General features: G+C 73.9%; 16 protein-coding genes. 7 read left to right on the forward strand and 9 right to left on the reverse strand.

All coding sequences use genetic code 11. The features are described from left to right. The 3 genes from Sru01_RS13550 to Sru01_RS13560 all read right to left on the reverse strand — a co-directional run. Positions 1–2,044, reverse strand: a 2,044-nt coding sequence (locus Sru01_RS13550) for a TcpE family conjugal transfer membrane protein (RefSeq protein WP_275412166.1), incomplete at its 3' end; no start/stop codon positions are given. A gap of 38 nt (positions 2,045–2,082) precedes the next feature. Next, entirely contained in the window at positions 2,083–2,352 is a 270-nt protein-coding gene (locus Sru01_RS13555) for a hypothetical protein (RefSeq protein ID WP_203984881.1), read from the reverse strand. Between the two features lie 120 nt (positions 2,353–2,472). Next, positions 2,473–3,399 (reverse strand): conjugal transfer protein, encoded by a 927-nt coding sequence (locus tag Sru01_RS13560; RefSeq protein WP_239137392.1) that lies wholly within the window; start codon positions 3,397–3,399, stop codon positions 2,473–2,475. 723 nt (positions 3,400–4,122) lie between these two features. On the opposite strand from Sru01_RS13560, the gene Sru01_RS36205 reads away from it, so the two are divergent. From Sru01_RS36205 to Sru01_RS13575, 3 genes are all read left to right on the forward strand, one after another. After that, positions 4,123–6,039: a serine/threonine-protein kinase gene (locus tag Sru01_RS36205; RefSeq protein ID WP_275412167.1), complete on the forward strand. Its 1,917-nt coding sequence runs from the start codon at positions 4,123–4,125 to the stop codon at positions 6,037–6,039. Between the two features lie 106 nt (positions 6,040–6,145). After that, the gene (locus tag Sru01_RS13570; RefSeq protein ID WP_203984725.1) at positions 6,146–7,366 is read left to right on the forward strand and encodes a helix-turn-helix domain-containing protein; all 1,221 of its coding nucleotides are present in this window, start codon (positions 6,146–6,148) and stop codon (positions 7,364–7,366) included. Positions 7,367–7,515: 149 nt separating this feature from the next. Further along, a complete protein-coding gene (locus Sru01_RS13575; RefSeq protein WP_203984727.1) occupies positions 7,516–7,737 on the forward strand; it encodes a hypothetical protein in 222 nt (73 codons plus the stop codon). 105 nt (positions 7,738–7,842) lie between these two features. Here the strand turns inward: Sru01_RS13575 and Sru01_RS13580 are convergent, their stop codons facing one another. The 4 genes from Sru01_RS13580 to Sru01_RS13595 form a co-directional block, all read right to left on the reverse strand. Continuing rightward, complete coding sequence (locus tag Sru01_RS13580; RefSeq protein WP_203984729.1) at positions 7,843–8,466, reverse strand: hypothetical protein; 624 nt, start codon at positions 8,464–8,466, stop codon at positions 7,843–7,845. Positions 8,467–8,629: 163 nt separating this feature from the next. Further along, complete coding sequence (locus Sru01_RS13585) at positions 8,630–9,034, reverse strand: DoxX family protein (RefSeq protein WP_203984733.1); 405 nt, start codon at positions 9,032–9,034, stop codon at positions 8,630–8,632. Positions 9,035–9,247: 213 nt separating this feature from the next. Next, positions 9,248–9,787, reverse strand: a complete 540-nt coding sequence (locus Sru01_RS13590) for a thioesterase family protein (RefSeq protein ID WP_239137394.1) — start codon at positions 9,785–9,787, stop codon at positions 9,248–9,250. Positions 9,788–9,790: 3 nt separating this feature from the next. Further along, on the reverse strand, positions 9,791–10,411 hold the full coding sequence (locus Sru01_RS13595) for a TetR/AcrR family transcriptional regulator (protein ID WP_203984735.1): 621 nt from the start codon (positions 10,409–10,411) through the stop codon (positions 9,791–9,793). A 115-nt stretch (positions 10,412–10,526) separates the two neighbouring features. Between Sru01_RS13595 and Sru01_RS13600 the strand changes: the two genes are divergently transcribed. From Sru01_RS13600 to Sru01_RS13615, 4 genes are all read left to right on the forward strand, one after another. Continuing rightward, the gene (locus tag Sru01_RS13600) at positions 10,527–11,546 is read left to right on the forward strand and encodes a glycoside hydrolase family 113 protein (protein ID WP_239137395.1); all 1,020 of its coding nucleotides are present in this window, start codon (positions 10,527–10,529) and stop codon (positions 11,544–11,546) included. A 137-nt stretch (positions 11,547–11,683) separates the two neighbouring features. Next, positions 11,684–11,995 (forward strand): hypothetical protein, encoded by a 312-nt coding sequence (locus tag Sru01_RS13605; RefSeq protein ID WP_203984737.1) that lies wholly within the window; start codon positions 11,684–11,686, stop codon positions 11,993–11,995. A gap of 59 nt (positions 11,996–12,054) precedes the next feature. Continuing rightward, complete coding sequence (gene yidC / locus Sru01_RS13610) at positions 12,055–12,849, forward strand: membrane protein insertase YidC (RefSeq protein WP_203984738.1); 795 nt, start codon at positions 12,055–12,057, stop codon at positions 12,847–12,849. Positions 12,850–12,941: 92 nt separating this feature from the next. Continuing rightward, positions 12,942–13,811: a CPBP family glutamic-type intramembrane protease gene (locus Sru01_RS13615; RefSeq protein WP_203984740.1), complete on the forward strand. Its 870-nt coding sequence runs from the start codon at positions 12,942–12,944 to the stop codon at positions 13,809–13,811. A 98-nt stretch (positions 13,812–13,909) separates the two neighbouring features. Here Sru01_RS13615 and Sru01_RS13620 read toward each other — a convergent pair whose 3' ends face one another. Together Sru01_RS13620 and Sru01_RS13625 are read right to left on the reverse strand one after the other, a co-directional pair. Continuing rightward, complete coding sequence (locus Sru01_RS13620; protein ID WP_203984742.1) at positions 13,910–14,365, reverse strand: RidA family protein; 456 nt, start codon at positions 14,363–14,365, stop codon at positions 13,910–13,912. After that, positions 14,362–15,042, reverse strand: coding sequence for an NADPH-dependent F420 reductase (locus tag Sru01_RS13625; RefSeq protein ID WP_203984744.1), 681 nt, complete (start codon positions 15,040–15,042; stop codon positions 14,362–14,364). The genes Sru01_RS13620 and Sru01_RS13625 overlap by 4 nt, the downstream gene beginning before the upstream one ends. Between the last annotated feature and the right edge of the window lie 59 nt (positions 15,043–15,101).

Raw genomic sequence — 15,101 nt, forward strand, 5'->3', positions numbered from 1 at the left:
CCTGCTCGGCCGACCGGGCCGGGGCGGGGGGCACCGGGCGCGCCGGAGGCCGCGCCGGCGGGATCACGGCGGGGTGGGCGGGCGTGGGCCGCGAGGCCAGACCGCCGGGTCGCGGTGGCTGCCCCCTGCGGTGCTGGTCCCGGTCGTCCGGCATGGCACGCGGTCGGCGGCCCGAGGAGATGGGCCCGCCGGCTCGTGGCGCCTTGCCGGCCGGCGGGACCGTCTCGGTACCGGACACCGCCGGCCGCTCGGGCTCGTCCGCCGATTCCGCCGGCGTCGGTTCAGCGACGGGTGCGGTGGCCTCGACGGGACCGGCGACCGGCTCCTCCCGTCCGGCGTCGCGCGTGTCCGGCCCGGCGTCCGGTCCGGCGTCCGGCTCGGTGACCGGTCGCTGCCGGACGGCGGCGGGCTCTTGCGCCGCGACTTCAGGCTCGGCGGCGGCAGCGGCCGAACCCGCGGCGGCAGGTCCGGCAGCGGTACCGGCGGATTCCGCATCGGTACCAGCCGGTTCGGCAGCGGTACCGGCCGGCTCCGCGGCGAGGGCGGCGGGCTCGGGCACCGAACCGAAGGACGCGGGGGCGGGGTCGCGGAACAGGGGGATGCCTTCGGCGGGGAACGGCGAGCGTTCGACGAATCCGGTACTGCCCAGCCGCGCCTGGCCGGCCCGGGGAATGCCCGGCACGACCTGGGGGCCGGCTGGACCATCGGTGGCGGCCGTGGGGTCGGCTGCGGACTCGGACGCCGGTTCCGGCGTGGCGCCGCCGGACGCGCGGCGGCTCTCCGCCGAGGCCGCCAGCCGGCGCAGCCGACGGAGCGCCTCGGTGCCGATCGGCGGCGGCACGGTCGCCGGCCGATACGGCCCCGGCTCCGCGTTGCCCGCCCCGTCTTCCCCGGCCACCTGCTCCCCGGCACGCACCGACTCCTCGGCACGCACCTGCTCCTCGGCACGGGCCGGCTCCTCGGCACGGGCCGGTTCCTCAACGCGGGCCGGCTCCTCGGCACGCACCTGCTGCTCGACCTGGACCGGCTGCTCGACCCGAGCCGGTTCCTCAACGCGGGCCGGCTCCTCGATGCGGACCGGCTGCTCAGCGCGGGCCGGCTCCTCAGTACGGGGCGGCTCTTCGACCGGGGCCGGGTCCTGGAAGCGGGCCGGTGCCTGGTCCGCCCGACCCAGCGCCCGCCCGGGCCTGGGCGGCGCCGGGACGCCGGGCGGGTCGTCCCGGCCGGGTGCCGGGCGGGGCACCGCCGGTCCGCCGGCCGGTTCGGCCACCGGGCGGGAGATCCCCGCTCGGCGGGTCCGCTCCACCGTCGGGCGGGAGACCGGCGGCCCGGGGGTCGGCTCCACCACCGGATGTGATGTGACGGGCACGCCGGCCGCCGTGCCACGCCAGGTGACCCGGGCGCGATCCGGTCCGACCGGCCCCGGCTCGACGGCCGGCAGCGTGGTGACCGCCGCCGCCGCGGCGGCCACGGCGGGCCGGATCTCGCCGGGCGCCGGCAGCTCAGGGCGCGGCTGTGGCTTGACCGACGGCAGCCGTCCGGCGGCGCCGGACGCGGGCAGCGCGGGCAGCCCGGCCCGCCGCCGCGGCGCGGTGTGCTTGGGCCGGGCCCGGCCGCCGCGGCGGGCCCTGGCGGCCGCCGGTGCGGTGCCGGCGGCCAGGACCGCGGCGGCCTGCGGGCCGGCCCGCCAGACGCGCGCGGTGAAGGTGATCTCGTCCGGCTCCTCGACCGGGGCCAGCCGGCACCAGGCCTTGGGCTCGCCGATATAGCGGAGCTGCGACTGCAGCAGCTCGTTCAGCCGCTTGCTCTCGATGACCGGACGGGTGGACAGCCAGGTGACGATGCCCGGCGGCACCAGGTACAGCACGTGCCACGGCGTCTCCAGCGGGACGCCCACCAGGGCGAGCAGGAGCGACCAGGGGACCAGCACGCCCAGGAAGACACCGATCCACACGATGGGAAGCGGCATCGGCAGCCGGAGGTCGTACAGCTTGTAGAGCCGCTTCTCGATCCGCCAGATGTTGGTGTACGTGGGCAGGTCCACCCGATCCTCCTCTCCGTGTCACAGGCATCCGGTCGTGGTCACTTGATGCCGAGCGCCCCCGCGATCGCCCGGGCCGTCACCTCGATGATGTTGGGCACGTAGAAGATCACTCCGATGGCGATCGCCAGGATGATGAACTGGACGAACCTGGTGATCTCCCGGGTGAAGAGGAAGAAGATCGCCACTACCGAGACCACGACGAGGAACAGCGGGGCGAAGAACTTTCGCAGGAAGTCCGCGAGCCCCGCGGTGTTCACGCCGCCGGTGGGCGGCGCGGAGGGCGCCATGGCCTCCAGCGCGCCCTCCATGATCGTTCTGACTATCAACTCTGGCCCTCCTGCTCGTGGTCGCGCGGGCCGGCCTGCCGGCCGGTCCGGGATCCGCGCGCTCCCATCGACCCTTCCTCGCTGCCCCTCGCCACCCCGGTCTCACTCCACCGGCCGGGTAGCGCCACGGATGTCCTTGACGTACCAGTTGTCACCCTGCTTCTCCACGGTGAGCCGGTACGCCTGCTCCAGCGTGCCCGCCTGCGCGGCCGGATCGGTGGAATTCGGCCCGGGCGACGGGCTCCCGCTGCCCGCGAGGCTCCAGACGACCTTCGCCATGACCTCGCGGGTGGTGCCGCCGGGCGGGGCCACGACGCTCGCCAGGTCGTCCAGCGTCACCTTGCCGCCGAACCCGTCCAGCGTCACGCCCTGCGCGACGAACCGCTGCAGCTGGGTGTCGTCGCCGGCGGCGTACGCCTTGAAGAAGCCCTCCAGCTGCGGGCGCAGCTCGGCCTCGGTGCTCTCGTCCCGGTCGGGCTCGGGCTGCTGGGGCGGCGCCGCGGCGCCACCGGCCGGCAGCAGCGCCGGGCGGCCGTTCACCACGAACCGCCCATCGGCGTAATAAAGCGGCACCGACAGTTTCCACCGCTGTGCTTCGGATTGCACCACCACGGTGACCACGGCATTCTGCTTGTCCAGCACTTCGATGCCGCTGAACTGCGCGGCACCGGCCCCCATCCTGCCGAGACCGTTCCACCCCAGCTGTTCGACGCCCTCGGCGACGAATGGCTTCAATCGCTGGATGCGCTGGTCGGGCTTGGTGCCGTCGAAATTCAGATAGACCAGGGCGAACTGGTTGGCGAACGCCGCTGCCTCCGCCTCCGGAAAACCGCTGGAGGTGGGCGCGACCGGTGCGCCGGTCGGCTGGTCGCCCTGGGTGAAGCGCTCGATGGGCGCGCGCACGCCGTTCACGACGATCACCACGATCAGCGCCCACAGCACGGCCCGGCCGATCCACACCAGCCACCGCCCGCCGCCGCCGGACCACCCGCCGCGGCGGCGCGGCGCGGCCCGCCCTCGCCCAGGCATGGGCTCAGGATCGGGATCGTAGGGCGTCAGAGGGTACGTGGAAGGGTCGGCTTCGCCAGCGGTCCGCGGACCGTGCTGGACGTTCGACCTGCGAGCCATCACGCCTCCGCTCACGCCGGTCCCCCCGGCCGGCGCGCTGTCGTCTTACTTTCGATCCTGTCGACCATGGTGAAGTATTCACCTTAGCGGCCTCACCAATTGTCTCAGGAAAGTCGCGCCCATGCTGCAGGCAACGCCGTAGCAGACCAAGTCGGTCTTCCTGCGGTTTTGCGAAGTGAACCCCCGGATCGGCAGGCATGCGCGGGTACGCCGGACGGACGGAGAAGCCCCTTCCGGCGGGCCGCCGGCACATCGCGGAACACGGCGATGAACCGGGCGACAAACAGGGGAAATGTCCGAAAAACGGGATTCGGCGGACAGGGAGTGGCAGCCGGAGCGCGGAGCATGGCGACCGGAACCGTGGACCGCCCGCACCCTGCCTCCTGACGCTCGTCCGTCCGTCACCGCCCTTCACCGGGCGAGAGCCCGGCCGGGCTCCGCGCCGGCGGGAGACCCGCATGGTCCGTTCCCGCCCGCATGGCACGCTACGCGGCGCGGCCCCACGAGCCCGGTTACCTGACGGCCATGCATTGCTATCCGCCGACCGCCTCCGGCGCGCCGCAGTCCCGGCGTCCGGGGCGATTCGCCGGGAACACCGGACTGCCGGGCGCTATGTTCCCTTTCGTGACCGCACCCTCCGTGCCCTCCGACCACCTGCTCGCCGGGCGGTACCGGCTGACGTCCTCGCTCGGGACGGGCGGCATGGGCACGGTGTGGCGGGCCACCGACGAGCTGCTGCAACAGGAGGTGGCCGTCAAGGAGGTACGGCTGCCGCCCGACCTGGACGAGGCCGCCGCCGCGGAGCTGTTCCAGCGCACCCTGCGCGAGGCGCGCGCGGCCGCCCGGCTGCGCGCGCACCCGTCCATCGTCACCGTGCACGACGTCGTGGTGGACGGCGACCGGCCGTGGATCGTCATGGAACTGTTGCACGGCCACTCCCTGGACCAGACGGTGCGCGAGCACGGCCCGCTGCCGCCCGGCCGGGTCGCCGCCATCGGCCTGCGGCTGCTGGACGCGCTGACCGCCGCGCACGGCCTCGGCATCACGCACCGGGACGTCAAGCCGGCCAACATCCTGCTGACCGACGACGGGCGGGTGGTCCTCACCGACTTCGGCATCGCCGTGCTGGCCGGGGAGAGCACGCTGACCCAGACCGGCCTGGTCTCCGGCTCGCCCGGGTTCATGGCCCCCGAACGCCTGCAGGGCGCCGACGACCGCCCCGAGTCGGACCTGTGGTCGCTCGGCGCCACCCTGTACGCGGCGGTCGAGGGCCGGTCGCCCTACGCGCGGGAACGGCAGACCGCCGTGCTGGCCGCGGTGCTGCTGTACGAGCCGCACCCGATGCGCAACGCCGGGCCGCTGGCGCCGGTCATCACCGGCCTGCTGGAGAAGGACCCGGACCGCCGGCTGCCCGCCGACCGCGCCGCCGCCCTGCTCCGCCCCATCGCCGCCGGCGCCGGCCGGCCCGCCGCCGGATCGCCTGCCGCGGTCCCGCCCGACCTGGCCCACCCGTCCGGACCGCACCCTTCGCCGTACGCCTCCGGACCGCACACCCCGCCGCCCGGGCGGTCGTACCCTTCGGGATCGAGCACCCCGCCCCACGACCTCGGACCGCGCACCCCGCCGCACGGCGGCCCGGCCGCCTCCGCGCCGCGCGCCCCGTCGCACGGCGGCGCGCACGCCTCCGATCCGCGCATCCCGTCGCACGGCGGCCCGCGCCCGCCGGCCGGGCCGGGCGTCGCCGCGGGATGGCCCGGGCCGCACCTCGCCGGCCCTCACCCGGGGGTGCGGCCGTCCGGCGGGCCGGCGGGCGCACCGGGATCCGCCCGCTTCCCCGGCAGCGGGCGGCCCGGGCCGTCCGCCGTCCCGCCCACCCGCCGCGGCCGGCGCGCGCCGGGCGGGTTCCTTTCGCCGCTGCTCACCGGCCTGGCCATCTCGGTGTGCGTCGCCATCGTGGTCGGCGGCGCCGCCCTGGTGTGGGTGCTGAGCGAACCGGACACCGTCCTGCCGGAGACCGGGGCGGCGCGAACCGGACGCGCCACGCCGGAGGCGGGACGCGAGAATCCGGCCAAGGCCCGCGACGATCAGATCCGCTATACCAAGGAACCGGAGGCGTGTCGCCTGCTGAGCGTCCAGCAGGCGACGAAGATCCTCGGCGGCAAGGCCAAGCAACGCTTCCTCACCAAGTCCGCGTGCATGTGGCAGCGCGAGGACACCGGTTCCTTCATCAACGTGACCGCCACCCGCATGCCGACGGCCGACCAGGCCCACCAGATGTACCTGGGCATGCTGAAGACGATGGCCGAGGAGCCGCGCCGCAATCCCGGGACGAAGGTCCGCAAGGGTCCCAAGCTCGGCGAGGAGTCCTTCAGCTACATCCGGCGCGAGGTCATCGTCGACACCCCGCTGTACCGCAGCCAGATCCTGATCCGCCAGGGCAACGTCACCCTCACCGTCTACCTGACCCTGCGCACCTCGGGTTACGGGCGTCCCGACCTCACCGCCTCCATGGCCGCCCAAGCCCTCGCCGCCTACCGCTGACCGGTAGCCGCCGATTCCCCTTTCGCCTGCGCGGGCAGGCCGTGGAGAAGTACGGTGGCGCGCCTTAACCTGGGAGCCGTTCGAGCCTGACGGAAGGGCGGAACCGATGGGCGAGCGTGAAACGGCCGGATTCGCCGATGACACCATCGGGCGGCGCATCGCCTATGCGCGCAAACTTCGCGGCCTGACCCAACAGCAACTGGCCGATCGGGTCCCCTGTTCCAAGAGCCTGATCAGCCAGGTGGAGGGTGGCCACAAACCGGCCACCCGTTCGCTCACCGGAGCCGTCGCCCGCGCGCTTCATGTCGAGGTGACCGAGCTGACGGGGCAGCCGTATCGCGGCCGGACCGCCGCGACCGACCGCATACACGCCACGATCCCCGACATTCGGGAAGCATTGGTGTACTGGGACGTCACCCCTGGGCGCGATGTGCCACCTCGCCCGCTGGACGAACTGCGACGGGAAGTCGACCGCTGCACCCGGCTACGGCAGGGAGCGCGATATGTCGAGCTGGGTACTGCGCTGCCGTCGCTGATCAAAGAGCTGATCACCCATGTCCACACGATGGGCGGCGAGGACCGTTCGACCGCTTTCCACCTGCTGACCACGGCGTACAGCGCCGCTGATTCGATGGCGTACAAGCTGGGGTACCTGGACCTCTTCCACATCGCCGTCGAACGCCTGGCGTGGGCGGCCGGGCACACCGACGATCCGTTGCTTCCTCATGTCGCCCGCATGCGGCGGAGTATGGCGTTCGTGGCCTCCGGCGCCTACGACGGTGGTCTCCGTTTACTGGACGACGTACGCGCGGCCCTGGAGTCCGATCGGTCCGACAGCCCCACTCTGAGTGTCCGGGGAACCGTCCACCTGCGCGCGGCGGTCCTCGCGGCACAGACGAACCGGGCCACCCTGGCCTGGGACCATATGTCGGCAGCGCACGAACTCGCGACCCGGGTGAGAGTGGACACCAAGGATTACGACCTGCTGTTCGGACCCACCAACGCCGCTATCCATGACGTCGCCGTGGCGGTGGAACTGGGAGACGCCGACGAGGCGATCCGGCGTGGAGCGGGCCTGCGACTGCCGGCGTCGCTGGCCGCCGAACGCAGTTCCCACCACTACATCGACCTGTCCCGCGCATGGCTTTGGGCGGGCAGGTGGGACCAGGCCCTTCAGAGCCTACTGACCGCGGAACGGCTCGCGGCGCAGCGAACCCGTTATCATCCGATGGCCCGCGAGACGGTGACTCGCCTGCTGGACGTACGGCGCCGGCTTTCGCCACAGCTACGCCTGCTCGCCCGCCGTATGGGGGGATTTGCCGCCTGAGTTTCACAGGGCTGTGAAACTCGTTCCGCGCTCCGCGTTCTACGTTCGCCGCACGCATTCGCTACTCAGCGTGGTGCGTCCGTCACAAGGCGCCCTGTCGGCGATGTGCACAGAACCGCAGGGCCCGGAGAACGCGCAGGAGTACACCCATGTCCAATGACGCGATCACCACCGCACCCCGGGACACCGTTCCGGGATGGCGGATCTTCCGGTCGGATGCCGGGCGGTTGTGGGCCACCCGGCAGGAGCGGTTCGGGGAGGCCGCGGAGAAGCTGGGCGCCGCCCGTACGGTGGACGGCGACGACTGGCCGCAGCTGTGCGGCGAGATCGCCGCGCAGGAGTCGCTGGCCCTGCTCGCGCTCACCGCGTGACCGGCCACCATCCCGCCGCCACCCTGCTGGTCTTCATCGGCCTGTGCGCCCTCATCGCCGCCGTCTGGTTCTACGACGACCGCCACGGGTGATCGCCGGCCGGGGTCACGAGGTGCCGGAGGCCGCGGGGAGGCGGGAGACCACCTCGCCGGCGGCGTCCAGGATCTTGATCGTGGGCCGGTCGTCGCCGTCGATCTCCAGGACGATCCGCGGCCGGCCGCGCGAGTCGTTCAGCACCAGGAAAGTCCCATCCGGGGTGCTGTAGCCGAGCTGGACGCGGGCGGGAGTGGCGGGCACCTGGCCGGGCGGGAGCGCGGGGTCGGGCATCTGCTTCATCTCCAGCACCGCCGCGCCGTTCGTGCCCGCCCAGCGGGTGGCCACGGTGATCGCCTGCGCGTTGGGGTAGTCCAGCGAGAGGCTCGCCCCCACTGAGGAGGCGATGATCCCGCCCTTCTCGTTCCCGGCCTCATCGTTGAAGATGAGATAGGTGCCGTCCGGTCCCTGGCGCTGGTCGGCGGGGTACGTCTTCCCGCCGATGATCACGGGTGGCTTGGCGGCGCTGGCCAGGAACCGCTGGCGGCCCCGGCGGTCCACCACCTTGAACGACTCCCGGGCCTGCTCTCCGGAGGTCCCGGTCCGGGCCGGCCGGCCGGCCGCCGTCACCGAGACGCCGCCGGCGACCAGCGCGGCCGCCGTGCCGATCATCGCCCGCCGATCGTGTTGCCGCATCGTCTGCTTCCTCTCGTCGGAGGGGACCCAGTCGATCATCCGGGCGCCCGCCATGTCTCTGGGGCGGCCCGGAGAATCGCGGCTCGGGATGGCCCCCGCCGCGCCGGGGATGTCGCCCCGGCGTCGTCCCGTGCCGGCGTCGTCCCGTGCCGGCCGCCGGGCGTCAGCGGTCGATCGCGTGGCGGAGCCGGGCGCGGTGCAGCCAGGCGACGAGGAGGGCGGCGGCGAGGTAGGCGAGCGGGAGCAGCGGGCCGGTGTGCAGTACGGCGACGTTGGTCACCGCCGCGCCGGCCATCAGCCCGGCCAGCCCGAGCGCGGCCCAGCCGGCCAGGCGTGGGATGAGCAGTCCCGCCGCGCCGGCCACCTCCAGCACGCCGACCAGGTACCGGAACCACTGGCCGGCGCCGATCTGGCCGAACATGGCGACCATCTGCGGGTCGCCGGCGAGCTTGAGCAGGCCGGCCGCGGCGAACTGCGCGGCGAGCACGATCTGCAGCACCCACCGGGCGGCCGTGCCGATCCGGCGGGCCGCCGGGGATCGGCCGGCCAGGGCTTCGTTGGTGTTCATGACGTTTCTCCTCCACGGGTCGTTCTGTGGAGGGGACGTCGGAACCGGCCCGGCGTTCCGGACATCGCCGGACGGCGAACCGGCACCACACCGCCCGCCCGGCGGGCCGTCGAGGTTCCGGACGTCACCGGAGGTGACCGAGCACCGGGTCCGGGACGGACGCCAGGTCCGGGACGGGCGCCGGGTCCGGGACGCGTGCCGGCCGGCGGACGGTCAGGCCGCGGGGACCCGCACCGCGGCGAGCTGGGTGGACTGGGCGATCAGCCGGTCCTTGGCGTCCCACACCTGGGCCGACTGGTCGATGCGGTCGCCGCCCACGTCGGTGGCCGCCAGCCGGACCCGGAGCGGCCCCGGCGCGGGCAGCCGGCGGATGTAGGCGGAGAGCTGGATGGTGGGCATCCAGCCGGGCAGGTCGAGGTTGTAGGTGACCGGCGGCACGGCGTACAGGGCGACCAGCAGGCTCACCGGATCCCAGTCCGAGCCGTCGGCCAGCCGCTGCCAGCTGCCGATGACCCCGTCCCGCCGCCCGTCACCCAGGCCGAAGCCGAGGTGGCCGGGGTGGATGCGCACTTCGAGCACCCCCATCAGCGGTACGGCGATCCCGCCCGGCGCCTCGGGCGGGGCGAGCAGGCACTCCGGCTCGGGCGGCAGCTCGACCGGCGCCGCGCGCGACCACCAAGGGCCGGCGTCGTCCAGCCGGCCGAGGGTGATCAGCGCTTCCATCCGCAACCGGCCCTGCTGGGACAGAGTCACCGCTCAGCCGGAGGACGGGCCGCGCCGGCGCACCAGCGGCAGGAACACCTCGTCGACGATCTCGACGAGCACCTCGTCCGGCGCGGTGGGGACGCCCCGCACGACGTATTCGTTGCGCAGCAGGACGATGGCCACCGTGGCGACCCGCGGATGGAGCGCTTCGGGCGCCGCCTCCCCCCGGGCGACCGCACGTCCAAGGATGGTCAGCCAGGGCGCGGCGGCGGCGTCGCCGGACTGGCCCTGCATCCGGGCCAGCAGCTCCGGAGCGCCGCCGGCCGCCGACAGCAGCTCGCGCAGGATCGCGCCGAGCGGAGAGCTCCAGTGGCGGTTGGCCAGCCGCAGGAACGCCAGGACGTCGCCGCGCAGCTCGCCGGTGTCCGGGAGCGGAACCGTCGTGGACAGCTGCCGGTAGGCGGCGATGCCGAGTGCCAGGCGGTTCGGCCAGCGGCGGTAGACGGCGTTCTTGTTCGTACCGGCCCGAGCGGCGACCTTCTCCATGGTCAGGGCGGCGTATCCGGACTCGGTGAGCTCGTCCACCGCGGCCCGCAGGATGGCCTCCTCCAGGGCGGCGCCACGCCGGCGTGTCTGTCCCGTTCCTGACCGCGTTCCCGGATCGTCGGCCATGTTCCCCTTCCTTGCTCGGTACCGCGCGTACCTTGCCATTCTGGTTGCCCAGCTCATTGTCCGGCAACTAAGGTACGTTACGTACCTTAAATCGGGCGAAGGGAAGCGATGACGCATGCGCGCCAAAGGCATCAGTTACGACACCGGGTTCGTCCGGCACGGGAAGACCTCTCGCCGGCACTTCGACCCGCGCGTGGTGGAGCGCGAGCTGCGCGTCATCCGCGACGACCTGCACTGCACCGCGGTGCGTGTCATGGGCGGCGACCCGGACCGGATCGAGCTCGCGGCCGGGTACGCCGCCGATCTCGGGCTGGAGGTCTGGTTCTCTCCCTACCCGCTCGAACTGGCCGCCGGCGAGATGCTGGCGATGTTCGCCGACTGCGCCGAGCGCGCGGAACGGCTCCGGCGACGTGGCGCCGAGGTCGTGTTCGTCACCGGTGCCGAGCTCAGCCTGATGAACCCGGGATTCGTGCCCGGCGGCAGCATCGACGAGCGGGTCGCGGCGCTCCTTCGACCGGACTTCCTCCGCGAGCGGCTCGGCGAGGTCGGCGACCGCGTCAACGAATTCCTGGGCGAGGCCGTCCCGCTGGTCCGGGAGCGCTTCGGCGGGCGGCTGACCTACGCCGCCGTACCGCTGGAGCGCGTCGACTGGACCCTGTTCGACATCACGTCCGTGGACCTCTACCGGACGGCCGAGGTCGCCGGCCGGTTCGCCGACGGCGTCCGCGCCCTGGTCGCGCAGGGCAGGCCGGTCGCGATCACCGAGTTCGGCTCGGCCGGCTACCGCGGTGCCGGCGATCGGGGCGCCAGCGGCCTGGAGATCGTCGAGTACGACGACGACGGCCCGGTCCGGCTGAAGGGCGAGTACGCCCGCGACGAGGCCGGCCAGGCTGCCTACGTCCGCGAGCTGCTGGAGGTCTTCGAAGCCTGCGGCGTGGACGCCGCGTTCGTGTTCACCTTCGCGCTGTACGACCACGTGCACCGCCCGGACGGCGATCCGCGCGACGACCTCGACCTGGCGAGCTACGGCATCGTCAAGGTGTACGAGGACCGGCTCGGCGCCACCTACCCGGACCTGCCCTGGGAGCCCAAGGCCGCGTTCACCGCCCTCGCCGACTTCTACCGGGAGCACTGAACGGGCCGGTCGCGCGATCCGCGGGGGCCGGTCAAGGATGCCTGGACTCCCGGGCGCGGGCACGTACCGCACGACCGGCGCCGGGCGCCGACGGACCCGGCCCGCCGTGGGCGGCGGGCGGTGCGTAGGATCAAGGCATGAACCGGCGGGCCTTGGACACCGCGGCGCGCGTCCGCGTGCTGCTCGCCGCCGTGGCCGGCGTCGCCTTCATCCTGCTGTCCCCGGCGCTGCTCGCGGCCGACGCGCCGGGCAACGTCACGCTGGCCGTGCTCACCATGGCGCTGTCGCTGGCGGTGCTGGTGCGGGTGGCCAACCGCTGCGGCGCGCTGGCGGCCCGCGCGGTGAGCACAGTGCCGCCCGGCCGCGACGACCCGCCCCCCGTGCTGCCCGGCCGGGTCACCGACCCGGTGCACCACCCGCTGCGGCCCCGCGCTCCTGGACCGGCCTGACGCTCGCCCCCGGGCGAGCCTCACGGCCCATTCCCGTCTCTCGTCCAGGAGATCCCTTCATGTCGTTGCTCGATCCGCTTTCGCATGCCCTGGCCGCCGTCGCCGCGGCCACCCACACCGGGCTCACCTCGCTGGGCGCCGATCCGGCGTCCGGTGCCACCTGGGTGCTGTGCGTCGCCGCCGTCGTCACCGCCGTCCGGCTCGCCATCCTTCCGCTGGCCGCGTACGGCGTGCGCTCGGCGCACGCCGCCGCCCGGGCGCGGCCGCGGCTGGACGAGCTGGCCCGGCGCCACCGGGGCCGCAAGGACCCGGAGAGCGTGCGCGCGTTCATGGCCGAACGGCGCCGGATCGCCGCCGAGCACCGGATGTCCCGGCTGGGCTGCCTGCCGGCGCTGGTGCAGCTGCCGTTCTGGATGGCCCTGTACCACCTGCTCTCCGACGTCGCGGCCGGAGTGCCGGTGGGCGCGCTGGGGCCGGACCTGGTCGCGTCGCTCGGCACGGCCACCCTGCTCGGCGTCCCGCTGGCCGAGCGCGGCTATCTGGGCGGCGGCTGGACGCACCTGCTCGTGGTCGCCGGGCTGGCCGGCACCGCCGCCCTGCTGTCGTACGTCACCCAGCGGTACCTGGTGGCGCCGAACACCGTGCTCGCCGACGCCCCCGAGATGATGGTGCGGGCGCAGCAGATGATGCCCACGCTGTCGGCGCTCGGGCTGCTGGTGGCGGGCGGCGTCGTCCCGGTGGCGCTGCTCGTGTACTGGGTGTGCAACGCGCTGTGGACGCTCGGCCAGTCGGCGGCCGTCCTGCGCTGGTTCCCCACCCCCGGATCACCCGCCGCCGCCCGCATCGGCCGCTGAACCGGCGTGATCATAATGTCCGGCCACCTGGTAGGTTCGGCCACGATGGACGCGTGTGGAGCGCGCCGAGTGTCCGCGCCCCCGGTGCACCGATGAGCGGCCCCCGCCGCGAGGCGACCGCCGGCGGAATCATGCCGCCGTCCCGCTCGCCGCTGCTGTTCTGCCTGCTGATGGCGGTCACCGGCGTGCCGTTCTGGGCACTGGACATCGTGGCGGGGCCCCTTCCCTGGCTGCCGATGAACCTGCCGGCCAGTGCCCTGCAGTTCGTCTCGCCGATCGTGGTGGCCGCCCTCCTGGTACACCGCGCCGAGGGGGCCATCGGGGTCCGGCGGCTGCTGGCCCGGCTCGCCGACCACCGGCGTATCACCCGCCGGGCCTGGTACGTGCCACTCGTGCTGCTGATGCCGGCCTCGCTGACCCTCGCCTATCTCGTCATGCGGGCGACCGGCCGCCCGCTGCCCGAGCCGCACATCCCGCCGGCGGCGATCCCGCTGCTGGCCCTGGCGTTCCTGGTCGGTGCCGTCTGCGAGGAGGCGGGCTGGACCGGGTACGCGACCGACCCGCTGCTACGGCGCTACGGCACGCTCGGCACCGGAGTCCTGCTCGGCGTGGTGTGGGCGGCGGTGCACGTGCTGCCCTGGCACACCGGTCACGACTGGATGTGGGTGGCCTGGCAGGGGGTGGCCACGGTGGCGATCCGGGTGATGATCGTGACACTCTACGTCCACGACGGGGGCAGCGTCTTCGGCGCGGTGCTGTTCCACGACATGGTCAACGTCAGCGACGGGCTGTTCCCCAACGGCGGTTCTCACTACGATCCCGCCGTCGCCGGGCCGATCCTGGTCGCCTGCGCCGCCCTGCTCGTCGTGGCCGGACGGTTGCGGCCCCGGCCGGGCGGCGGGAACGGCGGCATCCGCGGCTCCGGTGACCGGCCCGCCGGGGGCCGTGTCGCGCCCGGCTGAGCTCCCCGGGACGTTCGGGGACCGGCCGGGTGAGCGGTGCCGGCCGCCCCCGCCCCGCGCACGGGGCGGCCGGCACCACCGATTCCGGAGGCGGCCGCTCAGCGCAGGGCCATGACCACTTCCAGTTCCAGGGGCGCGCCGGCGGGCAGCGAGCTCGCGCCGAAGGCGAGCCGGCTGTGCCGGGCGGGGGCGAAGGCGACGTCGAACACCCGCGAGGCGCCGTCGGCGATGGCGGCGTGCCCGGCGAACTCGGGAGGGCAGGCGATGTGCACGGCCAGCCGTACCACGTCCGCGACGGCGTCCAGCCCGGTGTGCGCGTGCGCCACCGCCAGCGCGTTCAGTGCCGCCTGCGCGGCCGCGTCGCTGGCCCGCTCCAGGTCAGGTGCCTGTCCCGGCCGCCCGGCGGCCATGAGGACTCCGTCGCGCAGGGGAAGCATCCCGCTGAGGAACAGCAGCCCGCCGGCCGCCCGGGCGGGGACGTAGGCGCCGAGCGGCGCGGGCGGCTCCGGCAGGTGCAGGCCGGCGGCCGCCAGGCGGCCGAGGACGCCGCTCACGCGATCAGCGGGCCCACGGTGTGGTCGGCCTGGCCGGGGGTCCACGGCTCGCCGAGCAGCTTGTAGTTCATGCGCGGGAAGAAGCCGTAGCGCGGGCCGAGCTCGCCGCTGAGCAGCGTCATCCGCTCGACGGTGCGGGCGTTGGCGAGCCGCCCGGCGTCCAGGTGGCGGAACGGGGTGCCCTCCCCGAGCGCGATGACCTGGCCCTTGGCCTCCTCGTCATCGGAGACGACGTAGACGTCGCTGACCGTGCCGTCGAACTCGGGGGCGTCGAAGACCTCCCACCAGACGTTCTTGAACGCCCCCACCACGCGGGTCTCGGGCAGGCGCGCGGCGATCTGCTCGGCACCGCTGGTGTCCCAGGGGGTGATGAAGTCGGTGTAGTCGTCGTTGAACGGGTTGGTGATGTCGATCAGGATCTTGCCGGCGAGCGCGTCCCGCATGGCCTCCAGCCGGTCCAGCAGCCCGTCCCGGATGAAGATCGCCGGTAGCACCACCGGTGCGTCCAGTGCCTGCTCGTATCCTCCCGCGGTGAGGTTCGCCCGGCCGAGCCCGGAGGCGATCTTGCCGGCCCGAGCCGGATCGCGGGAGCCGAGCACGACCTGGTGGCCCGCCGCGGCGTACATCGCCGCCAGCCGGACTCCCATCCGCCCGGTCCCCAGAACGCCGATCTGCATGGTGATACCCCTCTGTGCCGCCGGGCCGATGCGAGCCCGGGTAGGTAGCAGCGCCGACC

It is taken from the genome of Sphaerisporangium rufum, assembly GCF_016863395.1.
Taxonomy (GTDB): Bacteria; Actinomycetota; Actinomycetes; order Streptosporangiales; family Streptosporangiaceae; genus Sphaerisporangium; species Sphaerisporangium rufum.